This window comes from Longispora urticae, from assembly GCF_053902585.1.
The window spans coordinates 24927-49612 of sequence record NZ_JAQZSH010000038.1; the positions used below are offsets into that span (position 1 = coordinate 24927).

General features: G+C 74.7%; 17 protein-coding genes. 6 read left to right on the forward strand and 11 right to left on the reverse strand.

The genetic code is table 11. The annotated features are described in order from the left end of the window. Nucleotides 1–210 precede the first annotated feature (210 nt). Both PT931_RS26215 and PT931_RS26220 read right to left on the reverse strand, forming a co-directional pair. Complete coding sequence (locus PT931_RS26215) at nucleotides 211–579, reverse strand: PRC-barrel domain containing protein (protein WP_456248363.1); 369 nt, start codon at nucleotides 577–579, stop codon at nucleotides 211–213. 245 nt (nucleotides 580–824) lie between these two features. Further along, nucleotides 825–1766, reverse strand: a complete 942-nt coding sequence (locus tag PT931_RS26220) for a ribose-phosphate diphosphokinase (protein ID WP_363725910.1) — start codon at nucleotides 1764–1766, stop codon at nucleotides 825–827. An 86-nt stretch (nucleotides 1767–1852) separates the two neighbouring features. Here PT931_RS26220 and PT931_RS26225 point away from each other — a divergent pair, with 86 nt between their 5' ends. Further along, nucleotides 1853–4036 (forward strand): phosphocholine-specific phospholipase C, encoded by a 2184-nt coding sequence (locus PT931_RS26225; RefSeq protein WP_456248364.1) that lies wholly within the window; start codon nucleotides 1853–1855, stop codon nucleotides 4034–4036. A gap of 314 nt (nucleotides 4037–4350) precedes the next feature. Here the strand turns inward: PT931_RS26225 and PT931_RS26230 are convergent, their stop codons facing one another. Genes PT931_RS26230 through PT931_RS26250 form a run of 5 tightly spaced genes read right to left on the reverse strand, consistent with a single transcriptional unit; the run spans nucleotide 4351 to nucleotide 17207 of the window. Further along, a complete protein-coding gene (locus PT931_RS26230) occupies nucleotides 4351–6570 on the reverse strand; it encodes a hypothetical protein (protein WP_456248365.1) in 2220 nt (739 codons plus the stop codon). After that, nucleotides 6567–10457, reverse strand: a complete 3891-nt coding sequence (locus PT931_RS26235) for a DUF5682 family protein (protein ID WP_456248366.1) — start codon at nucleotides 10455–10457, stop codon at nucleotides 6567–6569. Before PT931_RS26235 ends, PT931_RS26230 begins: the two co-directional genes overlap by 4 nt. After that, nucleotides 10441–11595 (reverse strand): ATP-binding protein, encoded by a 1155-nt coding sequence (locus PT931_RS26240; protein ID WP_456248367.1) that lies wholly within the window; start codon nucleotides 11593–11595, stop codon nucleotides 10441–10443. Before PT931_RS26240 ends, PT931_RS26235 begins: the two co-directional genes overlap by 17 nt. Further along, complete coding sequence (locus tag PT931_RS26245) at nucleotides 11592–16331, reverse strand: hypothetical protein (protein WP_456248368.1); 4740 nt, start codon at nucleotides 16329–16331, stop codon at nucleotides 11592–11594. Before PT931_RS26245 ends, PT931_RS26240 begins: the two co-directional genes overlap by 4 nt. A 3-nt stretch (nucleotides 16332–16334) precedes the next feature. Further along, nucleotides 16335–17207 (reverse strand): DUF4132 domain-containing protein, encoded by an 873-nt coding sequence (locus PT931_RS26250; protein ID WP_456248369.1) that lies wholly within the window; start codon nucleotides 17205–17207, stop codon nucleotides 16335–16337. A 119-nt stretch (nucleotides 17208–17326) separates the two neighbouring features. On the opposite strand from PT931_RS26250, the gene egtA reads away from it, so the two are divergent. Next, the gene (gene egtA, locus PT931_RS26255; RefSeq protein ID WP_456248370.1) at nucleotides 17327–18505 is read left to right on the forward strand and encodes an ergothioneine biosynthesis glutamate--cysteine ligase EgtA; all 1179 of its coding nucleotides are present in this window, start codon (nucleotides 17327–17329) and stop codon (nucleotides 18503–18505) included. On the opposite strand, the gene PT931_RS26260 is transcribed toward egtA, so the two are convergent. Then, a complete protein-coding gene (locus tag PT931_RS26260) occupies nucleotides 18463–18678 on the reverse strand; it encodes a hypothetical protein (RefSeq protein ID WP_456248371.1) in 216 nt (71 codons plus the stop codon). The two genes, egtA and PT931_RS26260, sit on opposite strands and share 43 nt — an antisense overlap. 214 nt (nucleotides 18679–18892) lie before the next feature. Between PT931_RS26260 and PT931_RS26265 the strand changes: the two genes are divergently transcribed. Both PT931_RS26265 and PT931_RS26270 read left to right on the forward strand, forming a co-directional pair. Continuing rightward, the gene (locus tag PT931_RS26265) at nucleotides 18893–19324 is read left to right on the forward strand and encodes a MarR family winged helix-turn-helix transcriptional regulator (protein WP_456248372.1); all 432 of its coding nucleotides are present in this window, start codon (nucleotides 18893–18895) and stop codon (nucleotides 19322–19324) included. After that, entirely contained in the window at nucleotides 19321–19734 is a 414-nt protein-coding gene (locus PT931_RS26270; RefSeq protein WP_363725930.1) for an organic hydroperoxide resistance protein, read from the forward strand. Before PT931_RS26265 ends, PT931_RS26270 begins: the two co-directional genes overlap by 4 nt. Before the next feature lie 79 nt (nucleotides 19735–19813). On the opposite strand, the gene PT931_RS26275 is transcribed toward PT931_RS26270, so the two are convergent. Together PT931_RS26275 and PT931_RS26280 are read right to left on the reverse strand one after the other, a co-directional pair. Continuing rightward, on the reverse strand, nucleotides 19814–20539 hold the full coding sequence (locus tag PT931_RS26275; protein WP_456248373.1) for an AfsR/SARP family transcriptional regulator: 726 nt from the start codon (nucleotides 20537–20539) through the stop codon (nucleotides 19814–19816). Nucleotides 20540–20619: 80 nt separating this feature from the next. Beyond that, nucleotides 20620–22761 carry a prolyl oligopeptidase family serine peptidase gene (locus PT931_RS26280; protein WP_456248374.1) on the reverse strand — a complete coding sequence of 714 codons (2142 nt, stop codon included), beginning with the start codon at nucleotides 22759–22761 and terminating at the stop codon, nucleotides 20620–20622. 93 nt (nucleotides 22762–22854) lie between these two features. On the opposite strand from PT931_RS26280, the gene PT931_RS26285 reads away from it, so the two are divergent. Together PT931_RS26285 and PT931_RS26290 are read left to right on the forward strand one after the other, a co-directional pair. Next, nucleotides 22855–23874 carry a hypothetical protein gene (locus PT931_RS26285; RefSeq protein ID WP_456248375.1) on the forward strand — a complete coding sequence of 340 codons (1020 nt, stop codon included), beginning with the start codon at nucleotides 22855–22857 and terminating at the stop codon, nucleotides 23872–23874. Nucleotides 23875–23936: 62 nt separating this feature from the next. Beyond that, nucleotides 23937–24380 (forward strand): DoxX family protein, encoded by a 444-nt coding sequence (locus PT931_RS26290; protein WP_456248376.1) that lies wholly within the window; start codon nucleotides 23937–23939, stop codon nucleotides 24378–24380. Between the two features lie 21 nt (nucleotides 24381–24401). Here PT931_RS26290 and PT931_RS26295 read toward each other — a convergent pair. After that, nucleotides 24402–24686 (reverse strand): redoxin domain-containing protein (locus PT931_RS26295; protein WP_456248377.1); only part of this gene is annotated, 285 nt, incomplete at its 5' end.

Below are 24686 nucleotides of genomic sequence, written 5' to 3' on the forward strand. Positions count from 1 at the left end.
CGGACGTGGTTCCGGGGGCTTCGTCGTGCGCGGGTGACCCGTGCGCCGTGTCGTGCGGGTCACCCGCCGCTCCTCGGGTGTTGGTTCGTCGTGCGCGGGGTCGCCGCGTCGCGGGTCCCCGTGCGGCGGTGGCCGTGGTCCGGCCCGACAGCGGCCGGGGCGGGAGTGCCCGCCGACCCGGGTCGGGCAGAACCCGCTGACCCGGGTCGGTCAGAAGAAGCCCGGGCCGCCGTAGTAGCCGCCGAGGCCGTCGCGGTAGTTCGGGTCGTCGCGCACGTCCGTGTCGTACGGCGGCGCGTTCTTGATCTGGTCCTTCGTGCGGTTCAGGTAGACCTTCTCGTTCGCGACGTCCACCTGGCCGATCACGCCGGCCGGCAGCATCACCCGGGTACCGAAGATCCACGGTCCCGTGTCCACCACGACATAGCTCGCGCCCACGTCGTGGGTGGCCTCGTCGATCTTGCCGATGCCGCCGTCGGTGGCCTCGACATGGAAGCCGACCAGGTCGACCCCCTCGGCCGGGTATCCCGAGGCCGGCGCGTAGTTCCACGGATCCCAGTTGGGGTTGGCGGTCGTCATGACACCTCCAGGGTCTGGATCGACTGACCCCTCAGGGCTACCCGGGACCGGGCCGGGCTACACACCGGGATCCGGAACACCGCGCCGACCACCGGCCGGGCCCCGACGACCCGGAGCGCGGGGCGCGTGGCGCGGAGGCCACGCGCCACGCGCTCCGGATGGTGGACGCGCCGGTCCCCGGTACCCGTCGGGATCTGGGGGTGTGGGCTACCCCCGTACCCGTCGGGATCTGGGGTTTGGGCTGGTCAGGGGTGGAACAGGGCGCTCACCGACTCACCGTTGTGGATCCGGCGCATCGCCTCGGCCAGCGCCGGGGCGACCGAGAGCACCTTGAGCTTCTCGTGCGTCTCGTCGGCCGGGATCGGCACCGTGTTCGTGCAGACGATCTCCAGCACGTCCGGCTGGGAACCGATCCGCTTCAGGGCGCCGCTGGAGAACAAGCCGTGCGTGCAGGCCACCCGGATGGTGTTCGCGCCGAGCTCGCGCAGCCGGTCGAGGAGCTCCAGGACCGTACTCCCCTTCGCGATCTCGTCGTCCAGCACGATGATGTCCCGGCCGGCCACGTCGCCGATCACGGAGGAGATGGCCACCCGGTCGTCGGCGAACCGCTGCTTGGCACCCGCCGCGACCCGCACCCCGAGCAGCCGCGCGAACGCCGCCGCCTCCTTCGCGTTGCCCAGGTCGGGCGACACGACGGTGGTGTTGGACAGGTCGTACTGCCGGAAGTGTTCCGCCAGTTCGCGCAGCGCGTGCAGGTGGTCGACCGGCACGCTGAAGAAGCCGTGCACCTGCGGCGAGTGCAGGGTCATGGTGAGCACCCGGTTCGCCCCGGCGGCCACCAGCAGGTCGGCGACCAGGCGGCCCCCGATCGAGATCCGGGGCGCGTCCTTCTTGTCGGACCGGGCGTAGGAGTAGTGCGGCATGACGACCGTGGTGCGCGCGGCCGACGCGCCCCGGGCGGCGTCGAGCATCAGGAGCAGCTCGACCAGGTGCTCGCTGACCGGACGGACCAGCGGCTGGATGAGGTAGACGTCACGTTCGCGGCAGTTGGCCTGGAGCTGGACCTCCAGGCAGTCGTTCGCGAAGCGCTGCGACCGGACCGGCAGCAGCGGGGCCTCCAGGTGGGAACAGATCTCGGCGGCCAGCTCGGGGTGGGCACTTCCGCTGAACACGGCGATGTCTCGCATCGGAACTCCATTGTTGATCTCACGAGGCGAGCAAGACGCTACCCGGCCGTCATCCGCCGGCCATGATCGGCCGGTACACACAGGTCATGACCCCTTCCCTCTCCCGTCGGCAGGTGCTCGGCACCGGTGCCGCGGCCGTCGGCGCGTTCGCCGCCAGCTCGCTCCTCCCGCCGTCGCTGCAGGCCGCACTCGCCGCGCCCGCGCCGCCCGGTGACCTCAGCTCGGTGAAGCACGTCGTATACCTCGTGCAGGAAAACCGGTCTTTCGACCACTATTTCGGTACCCTACGGGGCGTCCGCGGCTTCGGCGACCCCAACGCCGTCGCTCTCCGCACGGGCAAGCCGGTGTTCGCGCAGCCCACGACCGGCGGCCACGTCCTGCCGTTCTCCGTCCGCGAGGCCGCGAAGACCGGCAACAAGGACATCCACTACATCGGGGACCTCAACCACGACTGGGCCGGCGGACACAAGGCCTGGGCCGACGGCTGGTTCGACGCCTGGATCGCGGCCAAGGGCCCGGCCACCATGGCGTACTACGACCGCACCGACCTGCCCTTCCACTACGAACTGGCCGACACCTTCACCCTGTGTGACGCATACCACTGTTCGGTGATGAGCTCGACCAGCCCGAACCGCAACTACCACGTCAGCGGCACCATCGGCTCCGAGCCGAACGGCAAGCGGGCCACCGGCAACTCCGCCTACTCCGAGGACAGCCACGCCGGCTACACCTGGGGCACGTACGCCGAGAAGCTCGAGCAGGCCGGCAAGACCTGGAAGGTGTACCAGGAGCTGGACAACTACCAGGACAACAACCTGGAGTTCCACGCCCCGTTCAAGCAGATCGCCCGCAAGGTGCTCGCCGGCCTGGGCTACAAGAGCATGGACACCTACTACAAGAAGCTGCGCGCCGCGACCGGCGCCGAGCGGACCCGCCTACAGGACGGGCTCGCCGCCGGGATCGCCACGTTGACGCCGGGCGAGAGGTCCCGCTACGACCGGGCGCTGACCCGGGTCGAGACCGGCGGACTGGCCGCCGCGTTCGCCGCCGACGTCGCCAACGGCACGTTGCCGCAGGTCAGCTACCTGGTGCCCTCGGCCGCCGACTCCGAGCACCCCGGCGCGTCCTCCCCCGCCGCCAGCGCCAGCATCACCTACCAGATCCTGGACGCGCTCGGCTCGCACCCGGACGTCTGGGCCGGCACCGTGCTGTTCCTGACCTACGACGAGAACGACGGGTACTTCGACCACGTCCCGCCGCCCGTCCCGCCGGCCTCCTTCACCGACGAGTGGGTCGACGGCCAGCCGATCGGCCTCGGCATCCGGGTCCCCATGCTCGTCATCTCCCCCTGGACCGTCGGCGGCTACGTCAACTCCCAGGTCTTCGACCACACCTCGATGGTGCGGTTCACCGAGGAGTGGCTGGGCGTCCGCGAGACCAACATCAGCCCGTGGCGGCGGGCCGTCGCCGGGGACCTGACCTCGGCGTTCTGCTTCGACCGCGGGGTGCGGCCGCCTCGGCTGGGGGCCCCGGGGCCGGTGCCCGCCGCCAGTGCGCGGTGGCGGCCGGTGCCCCCGGTCTCGCAGGTGATGCCGGTGCAGGAGCCGGGGGTGCGGCCGGCGCGGGCGTTGCCCTATCAGCCGGACGCGTTCCTCGCCGGGGGACGGTTGACGGTGCGGAACGACGGGGCCGTGAGCGCGCATCTGGTGGTGTGGCCGTACGCGGGGGAGTTCGCGCGGCCGGTGCATCTGGATGTGGTGGGGGGTGCTGAGGTGGAGGTGCCGGGGACGTTGGCGGTGGCTGGGGCCTCCGGTGGGGGTTCCGGGGCTTCCGGGGCTTCCGGCGGTGCTGAGTCCGTGCCGGGGGCGTCCGCGGCCGCCGGGGCCGGTGCCTCCGGGGCTGGCTCCGAGACGGGGACTTCGGCGGCCGGGGCCGGTTACTCGTTCGTGGTGACCGGGCCGAACGGGTTCCGGCGCGAGTTCGCGGGCAGCCGGGAGTCCGGCGTCGAGGTGCGCACGTCCATCGTGGGCGCGGGCCGGACGCTGCTGCTGTCGCTGGCCAACACGGGGACGGCGACCCGGACGTTCGTCATCGACGGGGCCCGGAAGATCACCGTCAAGCCCGGCAAGGTGTACGAGCTCCGCCAGGGCACCGCGCGGTCCCACGGCTGGTACGAGCTGACCTTGACCGTGGTCGAGGAGGCCGGGTTCCGGCGGCGGCTGGTCGGGCACATCGAGAACGGCAAGGAGAGCGTGACGGCGGAGATGTGATCCCGGGGGGCTGATGCGTGCCGGGGCGGGCCGGGCCTGGGAGACCCGGGGGGATGATGCGCGCCGGGGCGGGCCGGGCCCGGGAGACGCCGGGGGCTGATGCGCGCCGGGGCGGGCCGGGCCCGGGAGACTCCGGAGGCTGATGCGTGCCGGGGCGGGCCGGGCCCCGGAGGCGCCCCGCCGGGTGTGGGGTGTCGGATGGTCGCGCATCGGGGTGCCGTGGGAGCGGGTGGCCCCGATGTGGCAGCGATCTCGGGGAAGGTGGGGTGGTCCGGGGCCGGACGACCACACCTTCCCCGAGGTTGTCTGATCGCTCAGCCCGTGGCGCCCCCGTGCTCCTGGGGCAGCCAGGTCGCCTCCGCGAAGGCCCGGGTGGCCGCGTCCTCGTAGACCGCCGCCGACAACCAGGCCAGCGCGTAGGCGTGCCCGTCGTCGTCCGCCAGCCGACCGAACGCGTCGCGCGGCCGGTGCCGGGCCGCCGCACCCACCGCCGCCATCAGCGCGGCACCGGTGTCCAGCCGGGCCCGGCGGAGCACCCGGCTCTCGTCCGCCGCGAGCGCCTGCACGGCACGGCCGCCGGAGACGGTGCGCTCCACCTGGGCACGCAGGAACCGCAGCGCGGGATCGAGGGCCGCCCCGGACCGGAACCCGCCGTCGACCGGCGGGTCCGCGGCGACCCGGGAAGCGTCCCCGGCGCCGGGACGATCCTCCACCCCGGAAGCACCCTCCCCACCGTCGACCGGCCGGTTCGCGGCAACACCGGAACCGTCCCCGGCGGCGGGACGATCCTCCGCTCCGGAAGCACCCTCCCCGCCGGCTTCCACGGCCTCGCCCGGCGCGTCGCTCCCCGCAGCGTCTGCGGACCCGCCCGGCACGTCGCTCACTGCGGCGTCTGCGGACCCGCCCGGCGCGTCGCTCCCACCGGCTTCCCCGGTTCCTCCCTGCACCGCACCCGCCGCCGCCTTCCCGGCCTCACCCGGCGCGACGCCCGCTCCGGCCGGCTCGGGCAGGTGGCTGCGGTGCAGGCGGTCGATGCCCAGGTCGACGCGGCCGGCCCACTCCCCGGGCAGCAGCAGCGCCCGCGGCCCGTCCCCGGTGACCGCGACCGACAGCGCCCGGACCCGCCCGGGCCGCGAGGGATCGGGGCTGCCGACCACCAGCAACTCGCCGTCCACCGCCCCACCGAGGATCCGCAGATTGTGCCGGTACGGCAGCTCCGGGTACTCCGCCGCCGCCGTCAGACACAACGGCACACCGTCCACTGTGGTCACCCACACGCCCTCGGTGTCCGCCCCGCGCACCCGGACCCTGAGGAAGAGCAGGTCGTCCCCGACCGGATGCGCCTGGACCCCGGCCGCGAGCGCCTCGAACGCCCGGTGCACCTGAGCGCCGAGCGGCTGCTCCCACAACCGGGCCGCCGGTACGTCGTCCCATGCCCCGCCGCCCGCCCGGACCGCGCGCACCGAGCGCCCCGCGCCCAGTTGGCCGGTGTCGGTGGCGGTCGCGCCGGACAGGATCAGGCCGGCGCGGCCGAGCGCCCGGTAGCTGATCGCGGCCTCGCCGACCGAGACCGTGGACTCGGCGGAACCGGCGACCCGGCCCACCCCGCCCGGGTAGATGTCCGCGACCGCCCACAGGGTGCCGTCGCGGTCGACCAGGTACGTCAGCACCCCCGCGTAGCCCGACCCGGCGACGACGGGGACGGTGCACAGCCCGTACAGGCGGAGGCTGCCCCGGGGGTCGTACGCCCTCCTGGCCGTGCCCAGCAGTTCGGGCGGGGCTGCGGCACCCTGGAGGGCGTGCGCGAGGCCGAGCAGTTCGCGGAGGTCGTCGGTGAGGTCCGCCAGCCGGAAGCCGGGCTGCGCCTCCCGGGCCGACCGGAGCCCGGCGGCCACCCGGCGGCCGGCGGCGGCGCCCCGGTGCAGGCCCTGGGCCCGGGCCTCGTGCGCGGCGCGCAACAGGCCGACCCCCGCGATCACGCCGGACCCGACGACGCCGGTGGCCAGGACGCCGACCCCGGCCTGCCAGAGCCCGTGGGCGGCGGCCCGCTGCCGCACGGTGAGCGGGGCACCGCCGGGCGGGACGTCCTGGTCAGTGTCGGTTGAGGCACCGGGGCCGCCGTGCGGGGTCTTCGACATCCCGTCGGCATGCACCCCCGACTCGTTGTCGGACGGACCGGAGTCGACCGGGACATCGGCCGGGTCGTGTTCGGACGGGAGGTCCAGGCTGTCGTCCGCCGGTGGGCACAGGACCAGGACCGCCGTGCGGTGCAGACAGTTCGGCGCGAGCAGGCAGCCGCACCGGGCCGAGGCGGCCGTCCGCAGTACCCCCCGATCGGGGGTCAGGGTCACCGTCGTCTGCTCGTCCACGGTCACCGTGGCCACGTCCCCGTCGACCGCGACGGCCCAGCCCGCGGCCTTCGCCACCATGTCGTCGAGCCGCTTGCGGAGCCGACCGGGCAACGCGTCGACCGCCTCGGCGACCACCACCGGATCGGCGGCCGGCAACACGCCACCGGAGGCCAGGCCGCTCATCGGACCTGCTCCCCGACCCAGCGGGCCAGCTCCAACGGACTCAACGCGGCCACGGGCATCCCGGCGGCCACGAGCTGTTCCGCCACGGACACGCTGTACCGGGGCCGGCCCGTGTCGTCCAGGCTCGCGCAGCCGAGCACCACGCACCCCGACTCGACGAGTGCCCGGGTCTCGGCGAGCAGCCCGCTCACCGGGTACCCCTCCTCGAAGTCGCTGACGACCACGACCATCGTCCGCGAGGGGACGGTGACCAGGCTCCGGGCGTGGCGCAGCCCCTTGGCGATATGGGTACCGCCACCGACTCTCACCTCCAGCAGCAGCCCGAGCGGGTCGGACACCCGGTCGGTGAGGTCCACGATCTCCGTGGAGAAGGCGACGAAATGGGTGGTCAGCGCGGGCACCCCGGCGAGTACCGACGCGGTGAGCGCCGACCAGATCACCGAGGCCTCCATCGAGCCGGACACGTCCACGACGAGTACCAGTCGCCAGTCGACGCCCTTGCGGGCCCGGGTGTGGAAGACGGGCCGCTCGGGGACCAGCATGAGGCTGCCGTCCGGGCGGCGGCGGCTCGCGGCGAGATTGGCCCGGAGGGTACGCGGCAGGTTCAGCCGCCCGCCCGGCCTGTGGGTCGGGCGGGGCGTGTTGAGCCCGGCGAGCGCGGGGCGCAGGCGGGTGGCCAGTTCACGGGTCAGCTCGGCGACGATCCGGGCCACCAGGGGCCGCAGTTTCGCGACGGCGGACTCCGGCAGGGCTCCGGCCAGGGACAACACGGCCTGGAGCAGTTCGATCGAGGGTCGGACCGCGTCGGGGTCGAGCAGTCCGGCGGCCTCGACCCGGCCGGCCTCGACGGCGCGGGCCAGCACCTCCTCGCGGACGCCCGCTCCGAACAGGACCTCCAGTTCCTCGGCCCAGTCCCGGACCCCGGGGAACGCGGCCTCGCGCCCGGCCCGGCCGGCGTCGTCGGCGTGCCGGCCCTCGCCGCGCCCGGCGCCGTAGAGCTCGTCGAGCGCGGTCGCGTACCGCCCCGCCCTGCCGCCCATCCCCGACGTGTCCCGGCCGAGGAGCAACCGCCACCGGTCGAGCGGTGCCAGCCCCAGGGGTGCTCCCGGCGCGTCGGGACCCCCGGCGGCCGGCTCAGGCCCGGCAGACTCCCGCGGACCCGTCGGCACGGTGGTCCCGGACCCGGGCGACACCGCCACTCCGGCGGCGTCGGCCGGTGGGCGCACCGAGCCCGGTTCCGCCGGCCCTCGTGCCGCCGGGGCGGACCCGCCGGACACCGCCGCGGAACTGTCGCCCCCGGACACCGCACGAGCGGCCCCGGACTCCGAATCGGCGGTCGGGGACAGGCCCCAGGTGCCGAGCGCCGCCAGCCCCGCCCGGTCCGCGAGCAACCGCGCGAGCAGGGACCCGGCGTCCCCGGGCGCGTCGATGTCCGTCCCCCCGCCGAGCCGGGAGTCCACCACGGCCAGCAGCCGGCCGCGGCCGGCCGGGCTGACGGTGTGGAACCCGCCGCGCAGCGCCGGCAACCGGGCCAGGAACTGCTCGTCGGGCAGCGTCTCCACCCGGTCCAACAGGTCGTCGAGCACCGGCCCACCGGCCTGGAGCAGCGGTTCGGCGACGGTGAGCAGGCCGGTGAGGTGCGCCTGGAGCACCCGTCGGGCCGGCGGCGTACTCCCGGCGTCCACCCAGGACGTCACCCGCAGCGCGAGGCCCGCCTGGTCGCGCCGGCCCAGCAGGACCAGGACGGCGTGCGCGGCGGCGGAGATCACCGGCGAACCGGCGTCGGCCAGGTCGCGGAGCGCCGCCTCGAGCCGGAGCCCGACCCCGAGCGCGTCGGACCGCTGGGCGAGGACGGCGAGGGCCGCGGCGTCGGCCGGGTCCTCGGAACCGGCGAGGCCGTCGAGTTGGCGGACGGCGGCGGTCTCCACCTCGGCGGTGGTCGACTCCAGCGCCGCGAGGGCGTCGGGTCCGGGCCTGCCCAGCCCGGCGATGTGGCCGAGCCGCAGCTGGTCGAGCAGCGCGAGGGCCTCGACGGTCTCGGGCAGGCTCGCGGTGGTGGGCACGATGACGGCGAGCTCGGCGAGCCGTTCGGCTGCCAGCCGGGCCAGTCCGCACCGGGCGGCGGCGGCCAGGGCTCCGAGCACGTCGGCCACGGTCGGCCCGCCCTCGGCCGTGGTGCGCCGGTGGCGTTCGGTGAGGGTGCCGTGCGCGGCCTGGGCGAGGGTGACGCCCCGCAGCCCGGCGAGGTCGAGCATGGCGTCGGTGCCGGGGGTCCACTGCAGCCGCCAGCGGGTGGTGAGCCCGTCGGAACCGGACAGCCCCTCGACGGCCACCGGCTCCGCGTACCGCACGCCGCACACCGCGAGCTGGTGCAGCACGATGTCGCGGCGGCGGTCCAGGTCGGAGCGCAACGGATCCAACCGCAGATCCTTCTCGGGGGTACCGGGTCCCGGCAGCCCGAGCGCCGCCAGCATCCGCTGCACGGCGGGCCGCAGCCCCGATCGGGGGGTACCGTCCGCCAGCACTCCTCTCCGGTCCCCCACCAGCACGTTCTCCATCGCGGACGCGACGACCCGGCCCCGGCCGAGCACCTCGCCGTGCGCGAGCACGGTGCCCATGGCCTCGACGAGTTCGCCCCGGCCGGGGGCGGGCAGGCCGCGCAGCCGGGCCAGGTCGAGCGCCATCCGGACGGTCTCGCGCGCCTCGGCGGGCCCGGCGGGGTGCCCGGCCGCGCGCAGGTGGGCGCAGACCCGGACGACGGCGGCCACGGCCGCGTTCTCGACGGCCACGGGATCCGCGCCGGCCTCCAGGACGGACTGCTGCCAGCCGGGGTCCCGGATGCCGGCCGGGTAGCCGGACCGCTCGTCGAGCAGCCCGAACGTGTACGCCACCAGCGACGTCGCCACCTCGGCCCCCGACGGCGCGGCCCCACCGGCCTCGTCGCCGACGTACAGCGCCGGGGCGTGGAAGGCCCCGACCAGCATGGTGACCCGCCTGGGCACGTCGTTGTCGCCGGCTTCCGCCCCGTCCGCGCCCCGGTCAGCGGCGTCCCGCCGGTCGGAGGCGGCGGCCGGCCCGGCGGCAACCGCAGCACCGGCCGCGCCCGCGCCGGCGATCCGGGCGGCACCGGGCACACCCGCGTCACGACCCGAAGCGGCGCCGGTCCCGCCGGTCGTCCCCTCCGGGGCTTCTCCGCCCGCGAGCGCCCCGGCCAGGACACGCCGCATCCAGGCCTCGCGGCGCAGGTCGAGGGCCGAGACCCCGCCCCCGCGCGCCGCGTCGCTCCGCAGCGCCCAGCCGACGAGCAGCGCCGCCCGGCGCACCTCCTCGGGGTCGGCACCGGGGGCGCGGGCCTCGACGGTCCGGTCCCACATGTCGTCGCCGGGCCGGCCGGTCGCCGCGTCCCGCAGGGCGGTGGCCAGCACCGGATCGGGCCCGTCGCGGTCCTCTCCGGTCCGCCAGGCGGGGTCGGCGAGCGGCAGGTCGCAGGGCACGACGGGGACGCCGCGCCGGGCGGCCCACCGGATCGCGGCCAGCTCCGGGGAGAAGTCCGCGAACGGGTAGAAGGCCGGCGGGGCGTCGCCGACGACCCCGGCCAGCGCGACCGGGGCGACGGTGCCCGGGTCGGCGAGCCACGGGATCCAGCCGCCGAGCTCCGGGGGCAGTTCGAGGAGGAGGACGTCGGGGTCGGCGGCGTCGAGGAGGGCCGGGAGGACCGCCGCGAGGGCCGGCGAGTGGTGCCGCACCCCGATCAGGTGCGGCACCGTGCTCCCGGCCAGTTCGGCGACGGCCCGCCCGGGCTCCCCGATCAGCGTTCCGTCCAGACCGGACAGACCGGCCCCACCGTCGATCGGCCCGCGACCCGGGTCGTCAGTCGACGAGGACATCGCGCAGCTCCCACAGTCGCCGCCACAGCCGCGCCCCGTCCTCGGCGCGCCGCCGGACGGCCCCGTCCCAGTACCCCAGCAGGGTCGCGCCGTCGGCCGGGTCGTCCTTGCGGACCACGCCGAGCAGGTGGCCGGGCAGCAGGGAGAGGACGTCGCGGTCACCGGGGAAGTACGCGGCGGCCAGCCCCAGCGAGGTGGCCACGGCGACGGCCTCGGCGGTACTCATCACGGTCGAGGGTTTCTGCACGTCCCAGCCCTCGACGGAGCGCCCGCCCCGCAGGTCCCGGAACGCGGTGACCAGCACCTCGAGCACCGCCGCGTCGATCGCGAACGGCGTCGCGGCCCGGGCCAGCGCGGCCGTGGCCTGCCTGCGGACCAGCTCGGTCTCGGCGGCCAGGTCACCGATCGGCCCGACGGTCTCGAAGTTGAACCGGCGCTTGAGGGCGGCCGACATCTCGGAGACGCCCCGGTCGCGCAGGTTGGCCGTGGCGATCAGCGTGAAGCCGGGCGCCGCGTGCACGGTGGCGTCCCCGGTACCCGCCAGTTCCGGCACGGCGATCCGCCGGTCCGACAGCAGGGACACGAGGGCGTCCTGCACCTCGGGGAGGCACCGGGTCACCTCCTCGATCCGGGCCACCGCGCCGGTCCGCATCGCGCGGAGCACCGGCGAGGCCACCAGCGCCTCGGGGCTGGGCCCGTGGGCGAGCAGCATCGCGTAGTTCCAGCCGTAGCGCAGCTGGTCCTCCGTGGTGCCGGCGGTGCCCTGTACGACGAGTTCGCTGGTGCCGCACACGGCGGCGGCGAGCAGTTCGGACAGCATGGACTTCGCGGTGCCCGGCTCGCCGACCAGCAGCAGGCCGCGCTCGCCGGCGAGGGTGACGACGCACCGCTCGACCAGCGCGCGCTCGCCGACGAACTTGGCGCTGATCACGAGCCGGTCCGGGAGACCGGGGCCGGGCTCCGGGAGTTTCAGCTCGCGACCCTCGCTGCCGACGATGAACGTGACCACCGCGCGCGGGGTCAACCGCCAGCCGGGCGGCCGGGGCCCGTCGTCGTACCCGGCGAGGAAGGCCAGCTCGGCGGCGTGCGCGTCCTCGGCCGGTTCGACCTGGCGGCGGTGGGTGAGGGTGTCGGTCACGGTCGGCGGCGCCTTTCGGTGATGAGCTCGTCGAAGCGGGGGCCGTCGCCCTGGCGGACCCGCTGCCAGGCGACGGTGAAGAGTTCGGTCAGCGGGACGGCCGGGACCATCATGCCCAGGAACCACTCGCCGGCCTGGTCGGTGAGCAGCAGCCCCTTCTTCCACGCCTCCATCGGCAGGTTCGGGGCCTTGAGCTCCAGCCAGCCGCCGGGCAGGAACAGCGACCGGCCGGCCCGGCTCCGCTTGCCCTCGACCACGAGGTCGGTGGCGGCCAGTTCGGCGCGGGCCTTCTTGGTCCGGGCGGGCTTCCAGCCGTTCCACTGGGTGATGTTGCGGTCCGTGGGGTTGGGCAGGGCCAGGAGCTGCAGGTACAGCGTCGCGGCGTCGGCACCGAGCCCGTGGGTGGCGCTGACCTCCTCGACCAGGGCGGGCACCACGTCGGCGGGGTTGTGCGGTTCGCCCTCCGTCGCGGCCCGCAGCCCGCCGAGGGTCCGACCGACCCGGCCGTCGAGCAGGCCGCGGAGCGCGGTGACGAGGTCCGTGGCGCCGACCTCGGACCAGATCAGGTCCAGGACGGGGTCGCCGAGCCCGGTGAGCTGCGCCGGGAACAGCCGGACCGGCCGCCAGCCGGACTCCGCCGGCACGAGCAACGGGCCGATCCGGTCGCCCTCGGCGGTGGTGGTGACCGTGACGCCGAGCTGTTCGGCCAGCTTCGGGATCTTCTTCGGGTCGATGTGCCCACACTGGAGGGTGAGCCCGGGGTGGGCCAGCAGGGCGCGGACCCGGTCGACGGCGACCGGCAGCAGGGCCTGCACCGGATCGTCGGCGGGCAGCTCGTGGGCCAGCCAGGGCAGCACCCGGGCCAGGGAGGTCACGAGGTCGCCGGCGTCGATGTCGTCGACCGGTCCGGCCAGCCAGCGGCACGTGTCGGCGTTGGAGATGCCGTGCAGCAGCTCGGAGGCCTGCGGCCGGTAGTACTGCCGGGACTTCATCAGCCGCGTGATCAGCGCGTCGGGGACCGGGGTGCGGACGCCGTTGCGGGCCACGGCCCACGCGGCGAACCGCGCGATGTCGGGACCGGTGGTGACCAGGGCGGTCGGGTCCTCCGGCAGCAGCAGGCCGAACGCCTCGGTGAACCGCAGGCCCAGAGTCCCCCGGTTCCAGGTGTCGTAGCCGGTCGACAGGTCGACCTCGGTGAGGCCCTCGACCACGAGCTCCTTCAGGGCCTCGCTGTCGATGCCGCTGAGGGCCACGGCCGCCTCGGCCCGGCTGATCCCGGCCGCGACCGACAGCGCGTCGACCCGCGCCGGGTCCCAGGCCACGGGGCCGTGCTCGCGCAGCGCCGCGACGTAAGCGGTCACGCTGGTCGCGTCGATCCGGCCGTCGGTGAAGATCCATTCCTTGGTGATCCGGGTACCGGGGATGGCGCCGAACGTGCCGTCCGGGCTGAACTCCAGCACCTCGGCGTCGTCGGAGTCCCCGCGCAGGACGACGCCCCGACCATTGCCCAGGGTGAGCACCTGCGACTTGGCGAGCGCGACGCCCTCGTCGGGGACCACGGTGACCCGGCGGAGCCGGCTGCCCGGGGCGAGCAGGCCGACCTGCGCGCAGTGTTCGACGAAGGCGAGCAGGGTGTGCCGGCGCGCCTCCGGGGTGGTGGGCAGCGCCGCCCGGTACAGGATGCCGGGGAGCAGCCCGAACACGTCGAACCAGTCGAGGTCCCCGCTCGGCAGGGGCAGCGCCGGGGCGGGTTCTCCGGTGAGCACCTGCCCGGCCCACTCCACGAACCGCGCGACGCTGTACTGCTGGTTGTAGCAGTACCGGATGAGCCCGGACAGGGCCGTCTGCAACGTGTCGTCCGGGTAGGGACCCGCCGCCGCCTCCGACTCCGCGTCGTCGGGCAGCTCGCGGCCCTCCAGGATCGCGCAGTAGGCACCGAGCGTGGCCGCCTGGCCCGCCGCGACCCGCACGACGCCGGCGATCCCGGCGACGAGCTCGGGGTGGGTGACCCCCGGGAGCACCCGGCCGACCAGCTCGGCGACCTGGGCCGGCTCCAGCCCGACCGCGCCGGTGAGCAGCTCGGTGGCCTGTTCGTCGGTGAGCGCCCGGAGCGCGGCGGAGCCCGCCTCGTCCCGGGGCCGGAAGTGGTGCCAGTAGTTCACCGGGGGCAGGTAGGGGGTGCCCGCCGCGAACATGGGCCGGCGCTCGCTGGCCGGGTACGTCGCGACGGTGAAACCGTCGGCCAGCACCGCGGTGTGCCCGTTGTTCATGGAGTGGCCTTCGCGCAGCAGGCCGACGGGGACGTCGGAGCCGGGGAAGAGCAGCGCCCCGCCGGGCTGGCCGGCGAGGCGGCCCGGCGTGGGACGCAGGCCGAGCGGGCCCACGCCCGGGGCCATCGTGAACGACCGGCCGTCGGGGCCCTCGCCGGTGAACCCGCCGTCGGCGGCCTGCCGGACCCGCCAGCCCGCGAGGCCGTCCGCGCCGCCGAGCGGGCCGAGGTGCGCGCCGGGGGCCGGGTAGAGCCGGCACAGGTGCCGGACCAGGAGTTCCCCGTCGCGCGCGCCGTCCTCGAAGAAGGCCGGCAGCGAGGCCCGGCCCAGGTCGCCGGTGCGCGGGTCGAGCTCGAACCAGGCGACGCCGTCCTCGACGCTGCGCTGCAACCAGTGGGACCGGCCGTCGGAGGCGAGGATGCCGCCCGCCTTGCCCGACCGGTCGCCGGGGTGCAGCGGGCGTTTGCCGGTGACGCGCCCGCCGCCCGCCATGGGCAGGGACCACATGTCGTGCTCGAAGGCGTCGTCGGGGGCGATGAACACGTCGTCGGGGGTGGCCGACCAGTAGCCCGCGCGGTCGGGGCCCCGGTCCCAGCAGACCAGGAGCTGGCCGTCCACGTACCGCAGGACGAGCCGCCACATCCAGCGGCGCTGGTCGGCGGGGATCCGGGTGTGGTGTTCGAGCTCGATGCCGTCGGGGCCGACGACCCGCACGACGGGCGAGTCGTCGCGGGACACGATCAGGTGCGGCCACTGCGGGGTGAGCCGCAGGTCGGTGTCGTCGTCGGGGCCGGTGGTGGCCAGGGCGACGGCCTCGTCGAGGGCCGGCCAGCCGTACTCGTCGAGCACGCCCGCCCGCAGGGTGCGCCCCAGCACGGGGCCGAGCGGGTGGTCCACGATCCGCCGGGCCGCGTCGGGGTGCACGGCGAAGCCCTCGGCGCACGCGAGCCCGGCGAGCCGGTCGAGCTGCGCGGACAGGGTCGGCAGCCCGTGGCCGCCCAGCCCGTCGGCGAACCCGGCGAGCCAGCTCTCGGCGGCCAGCCGCAGTCCGGGGGCCGCGAGGGCCCGGTGCACCTTGTCGACGGAGGCCCTGCCGCCGCCGCGGCCGCGCAGGTCGTTCTCCAGGCCGGCGGACAGCGCGGGCAGGAACCGGGGGTCGCGGGCGACGGCGACCAGGTCGCGGCGGCCCTCGGTCTCGTCGGACAGCCAGTCGTCCACCCGGAGGTTCCACTGGCCCTCGCGGGCCGGGTCGGTGACGGGCACGCCGTGGGCGAGGCACACGTCGAGCAGGTCCAGCTCGATCTCGTGGCCGCTGCCGAGGGTGACGGCGACCGCGTCGGCGGCGAGCCGGGGGGCCATCCGTTCGACGAGGGACAGCAGGGCGGCCTGCCGGGGGCGGCGGCGCCAGTACCGCCGGGAGCGGTGGGCCGCGAACCGGGTCAGCCAGCCGGCCGGCCCGTCGGGCGAGGAGGCCTCGGGGGCGGCGTCGCCGGTGAGCGCGTCGGTGGCCCCGGCCTCCTCCAGGATGGAGATCCAGACGGCGTCGTCACAGTTGGTGACGGTCATGCCGAGCAGCTTGCCGCGCAGTGCGGGGTCGCGGGACGCCAGGCGGGCCAGCGTCGACCGGTACGCCGCCCAGAACGACTCCGGGGCCTTCGTGGTGGCCGGCGCGGCGATCAGCTCGCCGAGGACCTCCTCGTCCACCTCGTCGAGGGCGAGCCCGGCGGCCTTGGCGAGCCGGCGCAGGTCGGTGTGCATCGCCGCGTACGGCGGGAGGCCGCCCAGGGTGCGCTCGACGCACAGCCGGCGGAACCGGGTGAACGCCTCCAGCGGGGTGCTGCGGGCCGCCAGGTCGCGGGCGTGCGCCGACAGCGCCTTTGCGCTCAGCGCGCCGCCCAGCGCGAACTCCAGGAACACCGCGTGCTGGCGCTCCTCCTCGATGGTCAGCGCGTAGACCCGTTCGGCCTCGCGGGCCTTGCCGAACATGATCGCCGCGTACGAGGAGGACTCGGCGGCCAGGAACGCGCGGCCGGCCTGCTCGTAGTACGTCGGGAGGAAGTGCGGGACGGCGAGGGCGAGCTTCTGGCCGAGGGCGTCGAAGCCGTCCTTGGCGGGGCCGACCCGGGAGCCGGCCATCCGGGCCAGCTTCTCGATCTCCTTGACCAGGGCGAGCGCGTGGTGCCCGTTCGCCGGGTCGTTGACGAGGGCCCAGGCGGGGAACCCGAGGGCGCGTTGCCGGACGATCCCGACTTCGGCCACAGTGGACGGTGCCTGGAAACCGAGGAAGTCCATGGTCAGGTCCTCGGCACCGCCGAGCGTGCCGGGGACCAGCCGCACCACGGTCCGGTCGCCGAAGGCCGGGTGCCGGTACGCGCGGGCGGTCAGGGTGTCGACCGTGTCCTCGGCGTCGACGGACGCGCCGAGGGGCAGGACGGCTCCCGCGTCCAACAGGTGGGCGCTGCGCATGTTCTAGGACTCCGTTTCGTTCTTCTCGACGGTGCGGCCCGCGTACAGGGCGGCGGCCATCCGCATGCCCTCGGACCAGGTGACCGGGCCGACCTCGGAGACCGGCAGTGCCTTGCCGCTGGGGCCGACGAAGACCAGGTCGCCGGTCTCCGTCTCGTAGTACGGGTCGTCGGAGCCGATCCAGGACCGGGCCTCGATGATGTCGCCGCCCTCGACGACGCGGCAGACCGCGTAGCCGCCGCGGACGGGGTAGCCCTGGGAGGCGGCGCGGGCCATCAGGTGCCGGAGCTGCTCGAACCGGCCGCCGGAGTAGGTGTCCACGGCGGTGGCCAGCGGATCCAGGTCGGCGGGGCGGGTCCAGGTCTCGCGGAACAGCTGGGCGACGGTCTGGGTGCCGCCGAGGTCGGCGGAGAACTCCCGCAGGTCGTCCAGCTCCGTCAGCGTCACCGGGTGCGGGATCAGGACCCGCTCGCACGGCAGCCGGACGGTCTCGCCGTCGAGGGTGACGACCCCGATCCCCGCCTCGTCGGCGTGCCGGAGGAAGCCGACCTCCTCGGGGTCCCACTGTCCATTCTGGTCGAGCACGGCGACGACGAGGTCGGTGAGCGTGGCGCGCCAGGTCTCGTCGGCCCAGACCTGGGCGAGCAGCGTCGCCGGGACGGGCAGGGACCGGATCATCCACCGCTCGACGTCGGCGCGGCACTCCGTCTCGTGCCGGGTGAACCACTCGGTGAGCTGCCGCAACCCGACCACGGCCGGGTCGTCGCGCAACGTCTTGGGCAGGGTGCGCAGCTCCTTGCCAGCGGCGTTGCGGGACACAATCGAACCCTCGCGCAGGGTCACCTCGTAGCCGCCTGCGGCGGTCAGCCAAGCCATCCGGATGTTTCCTCTCCACTGACGGGACACCGCAGGCTAACCGCCGCCCCCGACAATTTCCGAAAGCGGCTGGTGGATGTGCCAGACTCCCTACAGTGCACGATCGGGAGGAGACCGAAATGACGGATATGCAACTCACGATCGACCTGGCGATGTCCCACGTGTCCGCCGTCAGTCTGCGGACCGGCCCCGTGGAGAGGCTCGGGGTGGAGCTCGAATGGCTCGTGCGCGACGCCGCCGATCCGGCGGCCCCCGTGCCCCTCGACCGGGTGCGGCAGACCGTGCGGGACTGCGGCGAACTACCCGGTGGCGGCCAGCTTACCTGCGAACCGGGCGGGCAGCTGGAACTGAGCTCCGCCGCGGGCCTCGGCCTGGCCGGCTGCGTGGCCGACACCGTCGCCGACCTGCGGATCCTGCGCGAGGCGGCCCACACCAACAACCTGGAGCTCATCGGGTACGGACTGGACCCGGTCCGCCCGCCGCGCCGGATCCTGGACGCCCCCCGCTACCGGGCGATGGCCGAGTACTTCGCGCCGTTCTCCCCCGCCGGCCAGCTCATGATGTGCTCGACGGCCTCCGTGCAGGTGTGCGTGGACGCGGGCCCGGGCAGCGGCGGCGACCGGTGGCGGCTCGCGCACGCCCTGGGCCCGGTGCTGGTGGCGGCGTTCGCCAACTCGCCGCTGCGCGAGGGCCGGCCGACCGGCTGGAAGTCGACCCGGTGGGCGGTGTGGGACGCGCTCGACCCGGCCCGGACCCGGCCGGTGACGCTGCGGGCGGGCGAGGACCTGCGCTCGGCGTACGCGCGCTATGTCCTCGACGCGCCCGTGATGTGCGTGCGGGACGGCAGCGGGGTGTGGCGGGTGCCGCAGGGGTTGACGTTCCGGCAGTGGATCCAGTCGCCGGGTACTCGCGCGCCGGGGCTCGACGATCTCGACTACCACCTGAGCACCCTGTTCCCGCCGGTCCGGGCCCGGGGCTACCTGGAGCTGCGGATGATCGACGCGCAGCGGGGTGACGGCTGGCTCGTACCCCTCGGAGTGGTGTCCGCCCTGATGGACGACCCGGTCGCGGCGGCCGCGGCGATGGCGGCGACCGAGGAGGTGCGCGGGGCCTGGCAGTCGGCGGCCCGGCACGGCCTGTCGACCCCGGCGATGGCGCGGGCGGCGCGGGAGTGCTTCGCGGCGGCGGCGGACGCGCTGGACCGGACGAACGCGCCGGCGGAGGTCCGCGCGGCGGTCGCGGACTTCCGGGAGACCTATGTGGAGCGGGGGCGCTGCCCGGCGGACGCCTGCCTCTGAAGCGGACGGCGGCGGGCGGCGCGGCGGACCCGGTCCGCCTCCGCCCAGGCCGCGTCGATGTCGGCGAGCAGCACGGCGGCGGGGTGCAGGGCGCTGACCGGGGCCAGGGAGACGGCGGCCGGGGCCAGGGTGGGCTCCGCGGGCCCGACGGTCGGCGGTGGTTGGTTGGACACCCGGCGGAATCTACCGGCCGGGTACGACAGTTCCGCCCGGTTATTCGCCGACCCCCGCCCGGCAGAACCCTTCGACCAGCGCCGATGGCTTATGTCCGTTGCGAATCCGCCGCTTGTTCCGCCGCTTACCGATGTGTCCCAGGTCACGTCCAGTGCCCCAGCTCACGCTCCGTATCGGTTGTGCACAACTTAATTGGGCACTACCGTTAGCGGCATGGAACTCGAGCTCCGGCACCAACTGTGCTTCGCGCTCTACTCGGCCTCCCGGGCCGTCACGGCGCTCTACCGGCCGTTGCTCGACGAGCTGGGCCTCACCTACCCGCAGTACCTGGTGATGCTCGTGCTCTGGGAACGCGACGCCCGCACGGTCAAGGAGCTCGGCGCGGAACTGCGGCTCGACTCCGGCACCCTCTCTCCGCTGCTGAAGCGGCTGGAGGCGGCCGACCTGCTGACCCGCGAGCGCAGCCCCGAGGACGAACGGTCCGTGACCGTCTCGCTGACCACCCGGGGCGTGGCGCTGCGGGAGAAGGCCGAGGAGATCCCCGGCCGACTGTTCTGCGGCACCGACCTGGCCGGCGACGAGCTGGCCGAACTGCGCGACACCCTGACCCGCCTCACCGACAAGATCCAGCGGAGGAACACGTGAAGGTTCTCTACACCACCGAGGCAGTCTCGACCGGCGGCCGGGACGGCCAGGTCCGCACCGCGGACGGCCTGCTCGACACCCAGGTCGCCACCCCGAAGGAGCTCGGCGGCCCCGGCGGCGCCACCAACCCCGAGCAGCTCTTCGCGGCCGGCTACGCGGCGTGCTTCCACTCGGCGCTGCGGCTCGTCGCCGGCAAGGCGGGCGTCGCGATCGACGGCTCGTCCGTGGCGGCCGAGGTCGGGCTCGGGGCGAACGGCGCGGGCGGCTTCGGCCTGACCGTGGCGCTCACCACCTCCCTGCCGGGCGTGCCGGCCGAGCAGGCCGAGGCGCTGGTGGCGAAGGCGCACCAGGTGTGCCCGTACTCCAACGCGACCCGGGGCAACATCGACGTCGCCATCGCGGTGGCGTAGCACCACCCCTTGCGGCTGCGGCCCGTCCGGCGACCCCGCCGCGGCGGGCCGCAGCCGTTTCGGCCGCGGCCCGCCCCCGTCACGGCCGCTGCACCAACCGGTGCGCCGCCTGCAGCTGCGGCCCCGGCCGGGGCAGCACCAGATTCGCCTGCTGGTACGCCGCCAGCGCGTCCGCCCGCCGCTCCAACCGCCCGTACGCGGTGATCAGCTGGGTCCACAGCCGCTCCCGACGGGGCGCGTCGAGCAGCAGCCCCTGCACCAGGGGCACGACGGCCTCCGCCCGGCCCCGGGCCAGCTCCGCCTCGACGAGCTGCTCGTGCACGGTGAGCCGCCGCTCCCGCAGGGCCCTGACCGCACGCTCGACCAGCCCGGGCGGCGCGTCCTCGTAGGGTTCCCCGCGCCACACGGCCAGCGCCTCCGTCAGCAGGAGCGCCGCCATGTCGGGGTCGTCGGCGATGTAGGCGCGCCGGCCGCGTTCGGCCAGGTCCTCGAAGGCGTGCAGGTCGAGCTGGCCGGGGCGCAGGCGCAGCCGGTACCCCCCTGGTTGGCTCTCGATTCTCGGGTCTCCCGTCAGGGCCTCCAGCACGGCCCTGAGCCGGAACACGTGCCCGGACAGCCGGCGCTGGGGGTTGCGCGGGGCGTGGGTCGGCCACAGGACGTCGACGAGCCGGCCCGCGCTCACCCATTCGTCGGGGCGGAGCAGGAGCGCGGCGAGGAGGGCGCGCTGCTGGGCGGCGACGGTCCCCGAGGGACCACCGCCGCCCACGCACACGGCCACGGGACCGAGAACACGGAAGACCAGCACACCCCCAGCGTGGCGTGGGTGGGCGCGCCGCGCATGGGGGCGGACCCCCACCTTTTTCTCCGCGCCCACCCGCTCCCGGGTCAGGGCCGCAGATGTGCCCGCAGGAAGTCGAGTTCGATCGCCGACAGCCGCTCGCCCACCCCGTCGGGCGTCATGTGGCTCAGGCCCGGAACCGTGACCACCGAGTGCGGCCGGGCCGCCGCCGTCAGCGCCTCCGACAGCCGCAGCGAGTGCAGCGGGTGCACGTTGTCGTCGGCCAGTCCGTGGATGAGCAGCAGGGGCCGGGTCAGGTTCGGGGCGTCGGCGAGCAGCGCGTCGGCCGCGTAGCCGTCCGGGTTCTCGGCGGGCAACCCCAGATACCTTTCCGTGTACGCGGTGTCGTACTCCCGGAAGTCCGTCGGCGGCGCCCCGGCCGAGGCCGCGTGGAACACGTCGGGCCGGCGCAGCACCGCCAGGGCCGCGAGATAGCCACCGAAGGACCAGCCGCGCACCCCGACCCTGGTGGTGTCGAGGTCCGGGTGCCGGTCGGCGAGGGCGGCCAGCGCGGCGACCTGGTCGTCGAGCACCACCTGGGAGAACCGGCGGAACACGGCCCGGGTGAAGTCGGGCGACACGTTCGGGGTGCCCCGGTTGTCGACGGTCACCACGAGGAAGCCCTGGTCGGCCCACCACTGCTTGGCCGCCCACACCCGCGGGTTGTGGGTGATGACCTGCGCGCCGGGGCCGCCGTACACGTCGAGGAGCACCGGGAGGGGGCGGCCGGCGACGTGCCCGCGCGGGTAGACGACGGCGGTGGGCAGGCCGTGCTCGGTGACCCGGGCGAGGACCGGGCGGCCGAGGTGCGGCAGCGGGTCGGACACGTCGGTCAGGTGCCGGCCGTTGACGGTCCGCCGGATGCCGCCGAGGGTGGCGCTGGTCGTGACGAGGGTGCCGCCGCCGACGACCGCGCTGTGCGTACCCGGCTCGGGGGTCAGCCGTTTCGCGCCCCCGTCGAGCTGGACGACGTAGAGGTGCTGCTCGGCCGGGTCCCCGTCGCCGGCCTCGACCAGCAGGCCGCCGGCGTGGTGCCCGACGAGGCGGCGCACGTACAGGTCCGGCGGGGTGATCACGACCCCGTCCACGGCCAGCGACCGGGTGTCCTCCTCCACGGTGGACAGCACTCGGCCGTCGTCCAGCAGGCACGGGGTGCCCGGGACGGCCTCCAGCCAGTGCTCGTCGGCGAACCCGGCGAGGTGCTCGGTCGCCCCGGTCACCGGGTCGACGGCGAGCAGGAGGCAGTGCTGCTGCAGCCGGTCGTACACCGTGATGACCGGGCGTTCCCCGGCGTCGACGTCGGTCAGATAGGGGTACGCCTCCCGGTCCCAGCCCACCGGCGTGGTCAGCCCGTTGAGCCGGACGAGGTACAGCTCGACGTCGGCGTTGGGCCCGCCCGCCCTCGGGTACGCCTGCGCGACAGGGGTGACCTCCGGGCGGGCCGGGTCTCCGAGGTGCCGGCGGACCAGGGCGGAGTCGTCCACCCGGGTGACCAGGAGGGCGTCGCCGCCGGGGAGCCACCAGTGGCCCCGGGTGCGGCCGAGCTCCTCGGCGGCGTTGAACTCGGCGCGACCCCAGGTGCCGCCGTCGGCGGGGGTGATCCGGCCGATGCCGGTGACGTGCACGGCGTCGCCCGCGACGTAGGCGACGCGGTCGGCGTGCGGGCGGGGGTCGAAGGCGGGGCCGGCTACGGGGAGCTCGTCGACCGTCGTCCGGACGGCTCCGGGGTCGCCCCGGTCGGTGTCGGGGGCGGCTCCGCCGTCGGTGCCGGCGGTCGCGCTGTGAGAACCGGTGCTGGCGGTGGCCGGGCCGGGCGCGGAGCCGGTGGCCGTCCGGGTGACCCGGAACAGCCGGCCGCCCAGGACGAACACCACGGTCGCGTGGTCGGCCGTCGCCGCGTACGACCCGATGCCCGGCGCCCACAGCCGGACCCGTTCGCGCAGCTCGCGCTCCGCCCGGGGCAGGTCGTCCAGGGTGACCGGGCCGCCGAAGAGGGCGAGCGGGTCGGCGGCGAGGTGCTCGGCACCGGACGCCACGTCCACGGTCCACAGCCGCTCGACCGGGTCGGTGGGGCCGGTGGAGCGGAGCAGGAGGAGTCGGGAGCCGTCGGCGGAGACGGAGACCGCCCGGGGCGCGCCGTAGGTGAACCTGCCGGTGCGCGCGGAGGCGGCGAGATAGGTGTCGAGCATGGTTGGTAGTACATCACATGCTACTGCTCGACAACACCCGTCGCGTCCGGGAATGTGCGCCGCCTCCCCGGTACCAAAAGGGATAATCAGCCGATGCAGCGGCAGCCGTTCCTCCGGTGGGGGCTCCCCCGCGACCCGCACGCGGTCCCGCTCCTCACGGCCTTCGTGGTCACGGCCGTCGCGACGGTCCTGCTCACCCGGGGCGGACTCGCCGCCGCCGGCTACCCGAGCGTCGGCGGCAGCCGCCTGCACATCGCGCACGTCCTGTGGGGCGGCCTGCTGATGGCGCTGGCCATGCTCCTGCACCTGTCCTTCATCGGCGCCATCGTGCGCCCCGCGACGGCGGTGGTCGGCGGGATCGGCTTCGGCCTGTTCATCGACGAGGTCGGCAAGTTCGTGACCCGGGACAACGACTACTTCTTCCGGCCGGCCGCCGCGATCATCTACGCCACGGTCATCCTGTTCCTCCTCGGCACCCATCTGCTGCACAGCCGTCCGCTCCGCGCGGGCGAGCACCTCGCCGGAGCCGTCTTCCAGGCCGTGTCCGGGGTGACCGCCGGTCTGAGCCCGCACCGCAGGGCCGAGGCCGACGCGCACCTCCGCGCCGCCGCCGGCCTCCCGGCCACCCCCGCGACGACCGCCCTGCTGGCCGCGCTCCCCGACGGGGCCGACGACCTCGGACACCGCGTCGCGCGCTCCCTCGTGACCCGCGCGCACCGGATCCTGGCCAGCCGGACGGCCACCATACTCACTGTCGCGCTTCTGGTACTCCAGGTGATCGGTGGCGTACTGACCGCCGCCGCGACCCTGTTCGCGCTGGTCCTGTTCCCCAAGGAGCTGGTGGCCAACTCCGATGAGATCCTCGCCACGATCATGAGCGTCAGCGCGATGGCCTCGGCCGGTTTCATCCTGATCGGACTCCTGCGGCTACGCCGGGACCGGGCGGGCGCGTTCGCCTGGTTCCACCGCGCGATCCTGCTGGACCTCCTGGTCACCCAGCTGTTGGATGCCATGTTGTCGCAGTTCGGGACGGTGTTCGGCGTCCTGGTCGACCTGCTCGTCCTGGGCGTGGTGGCCGTCGAACGGGCCCGACTGAGTGTGAGAGTTAGGTAACCCTAAGAACTTGTGGGCCATTTTCATTGACTTGACCTTGGCGTCCCTACAAACATGGCGATATGGACTCACTAGCCAAATTGCAAGGAACTGTCCACAGTCTCTTCCGCGTGGTGGTAGGACTACTCTTCGCCAGCCACGGAGCCTCGTCGCTCTTCGGGGTGTTCGGCGGCGCCATGGGCCAGGGGGGCACCGTCCCCTCGGGATCGTGGCCCGGCTGGTACGCGGCCGTCATCCAACTGGTTGGCGGCATCCTGGTGCTGCTCGGCCTCGGTACCCGGATCGCCGCCCTGATCTGCTCGGGCTCGATGGCGTACGCCTACTTCGTCGTGCACCAGGAGGTCGCGCTGCACCCGCTGCAGAACGGCGGTGAACTGTCCGCCCTGTTCGCCTGGGCGTTCCTCCTGATCGCGATCGTCGGCCCCGGCGCACTGTCCGTGGACGCGCTGATCAGCAGGGCACGCACCCGGCCGGCCACCTCCCCCGCGAGGGTCGAGGCCGCCTGAGTACGTGCGTACGACCGGGCTCTATCGCCCCGAGGCTCGCAACGCCTCGAGCGCCCGGTCGGCGTGCACGTTCATCCGCACCTCGCTCTTGACCACGTCGATGATCCGGCCGTCCTTGCCGATCACGAACGTCTGCCGCTTGACCGGCAGGATCGAGATATTGCGCTTCACCCCGTAGGCCGCCGCGACCAGGCCGCCCACGTCCGACAGCAACGGATAGTCGAACGCGTGCTTGTCGGCGAACTCCCGCTGCTTCCCCACGGTGTCCGGGCTGATCCCGACCCGCTGCGCGCCCAGCTCACCGAA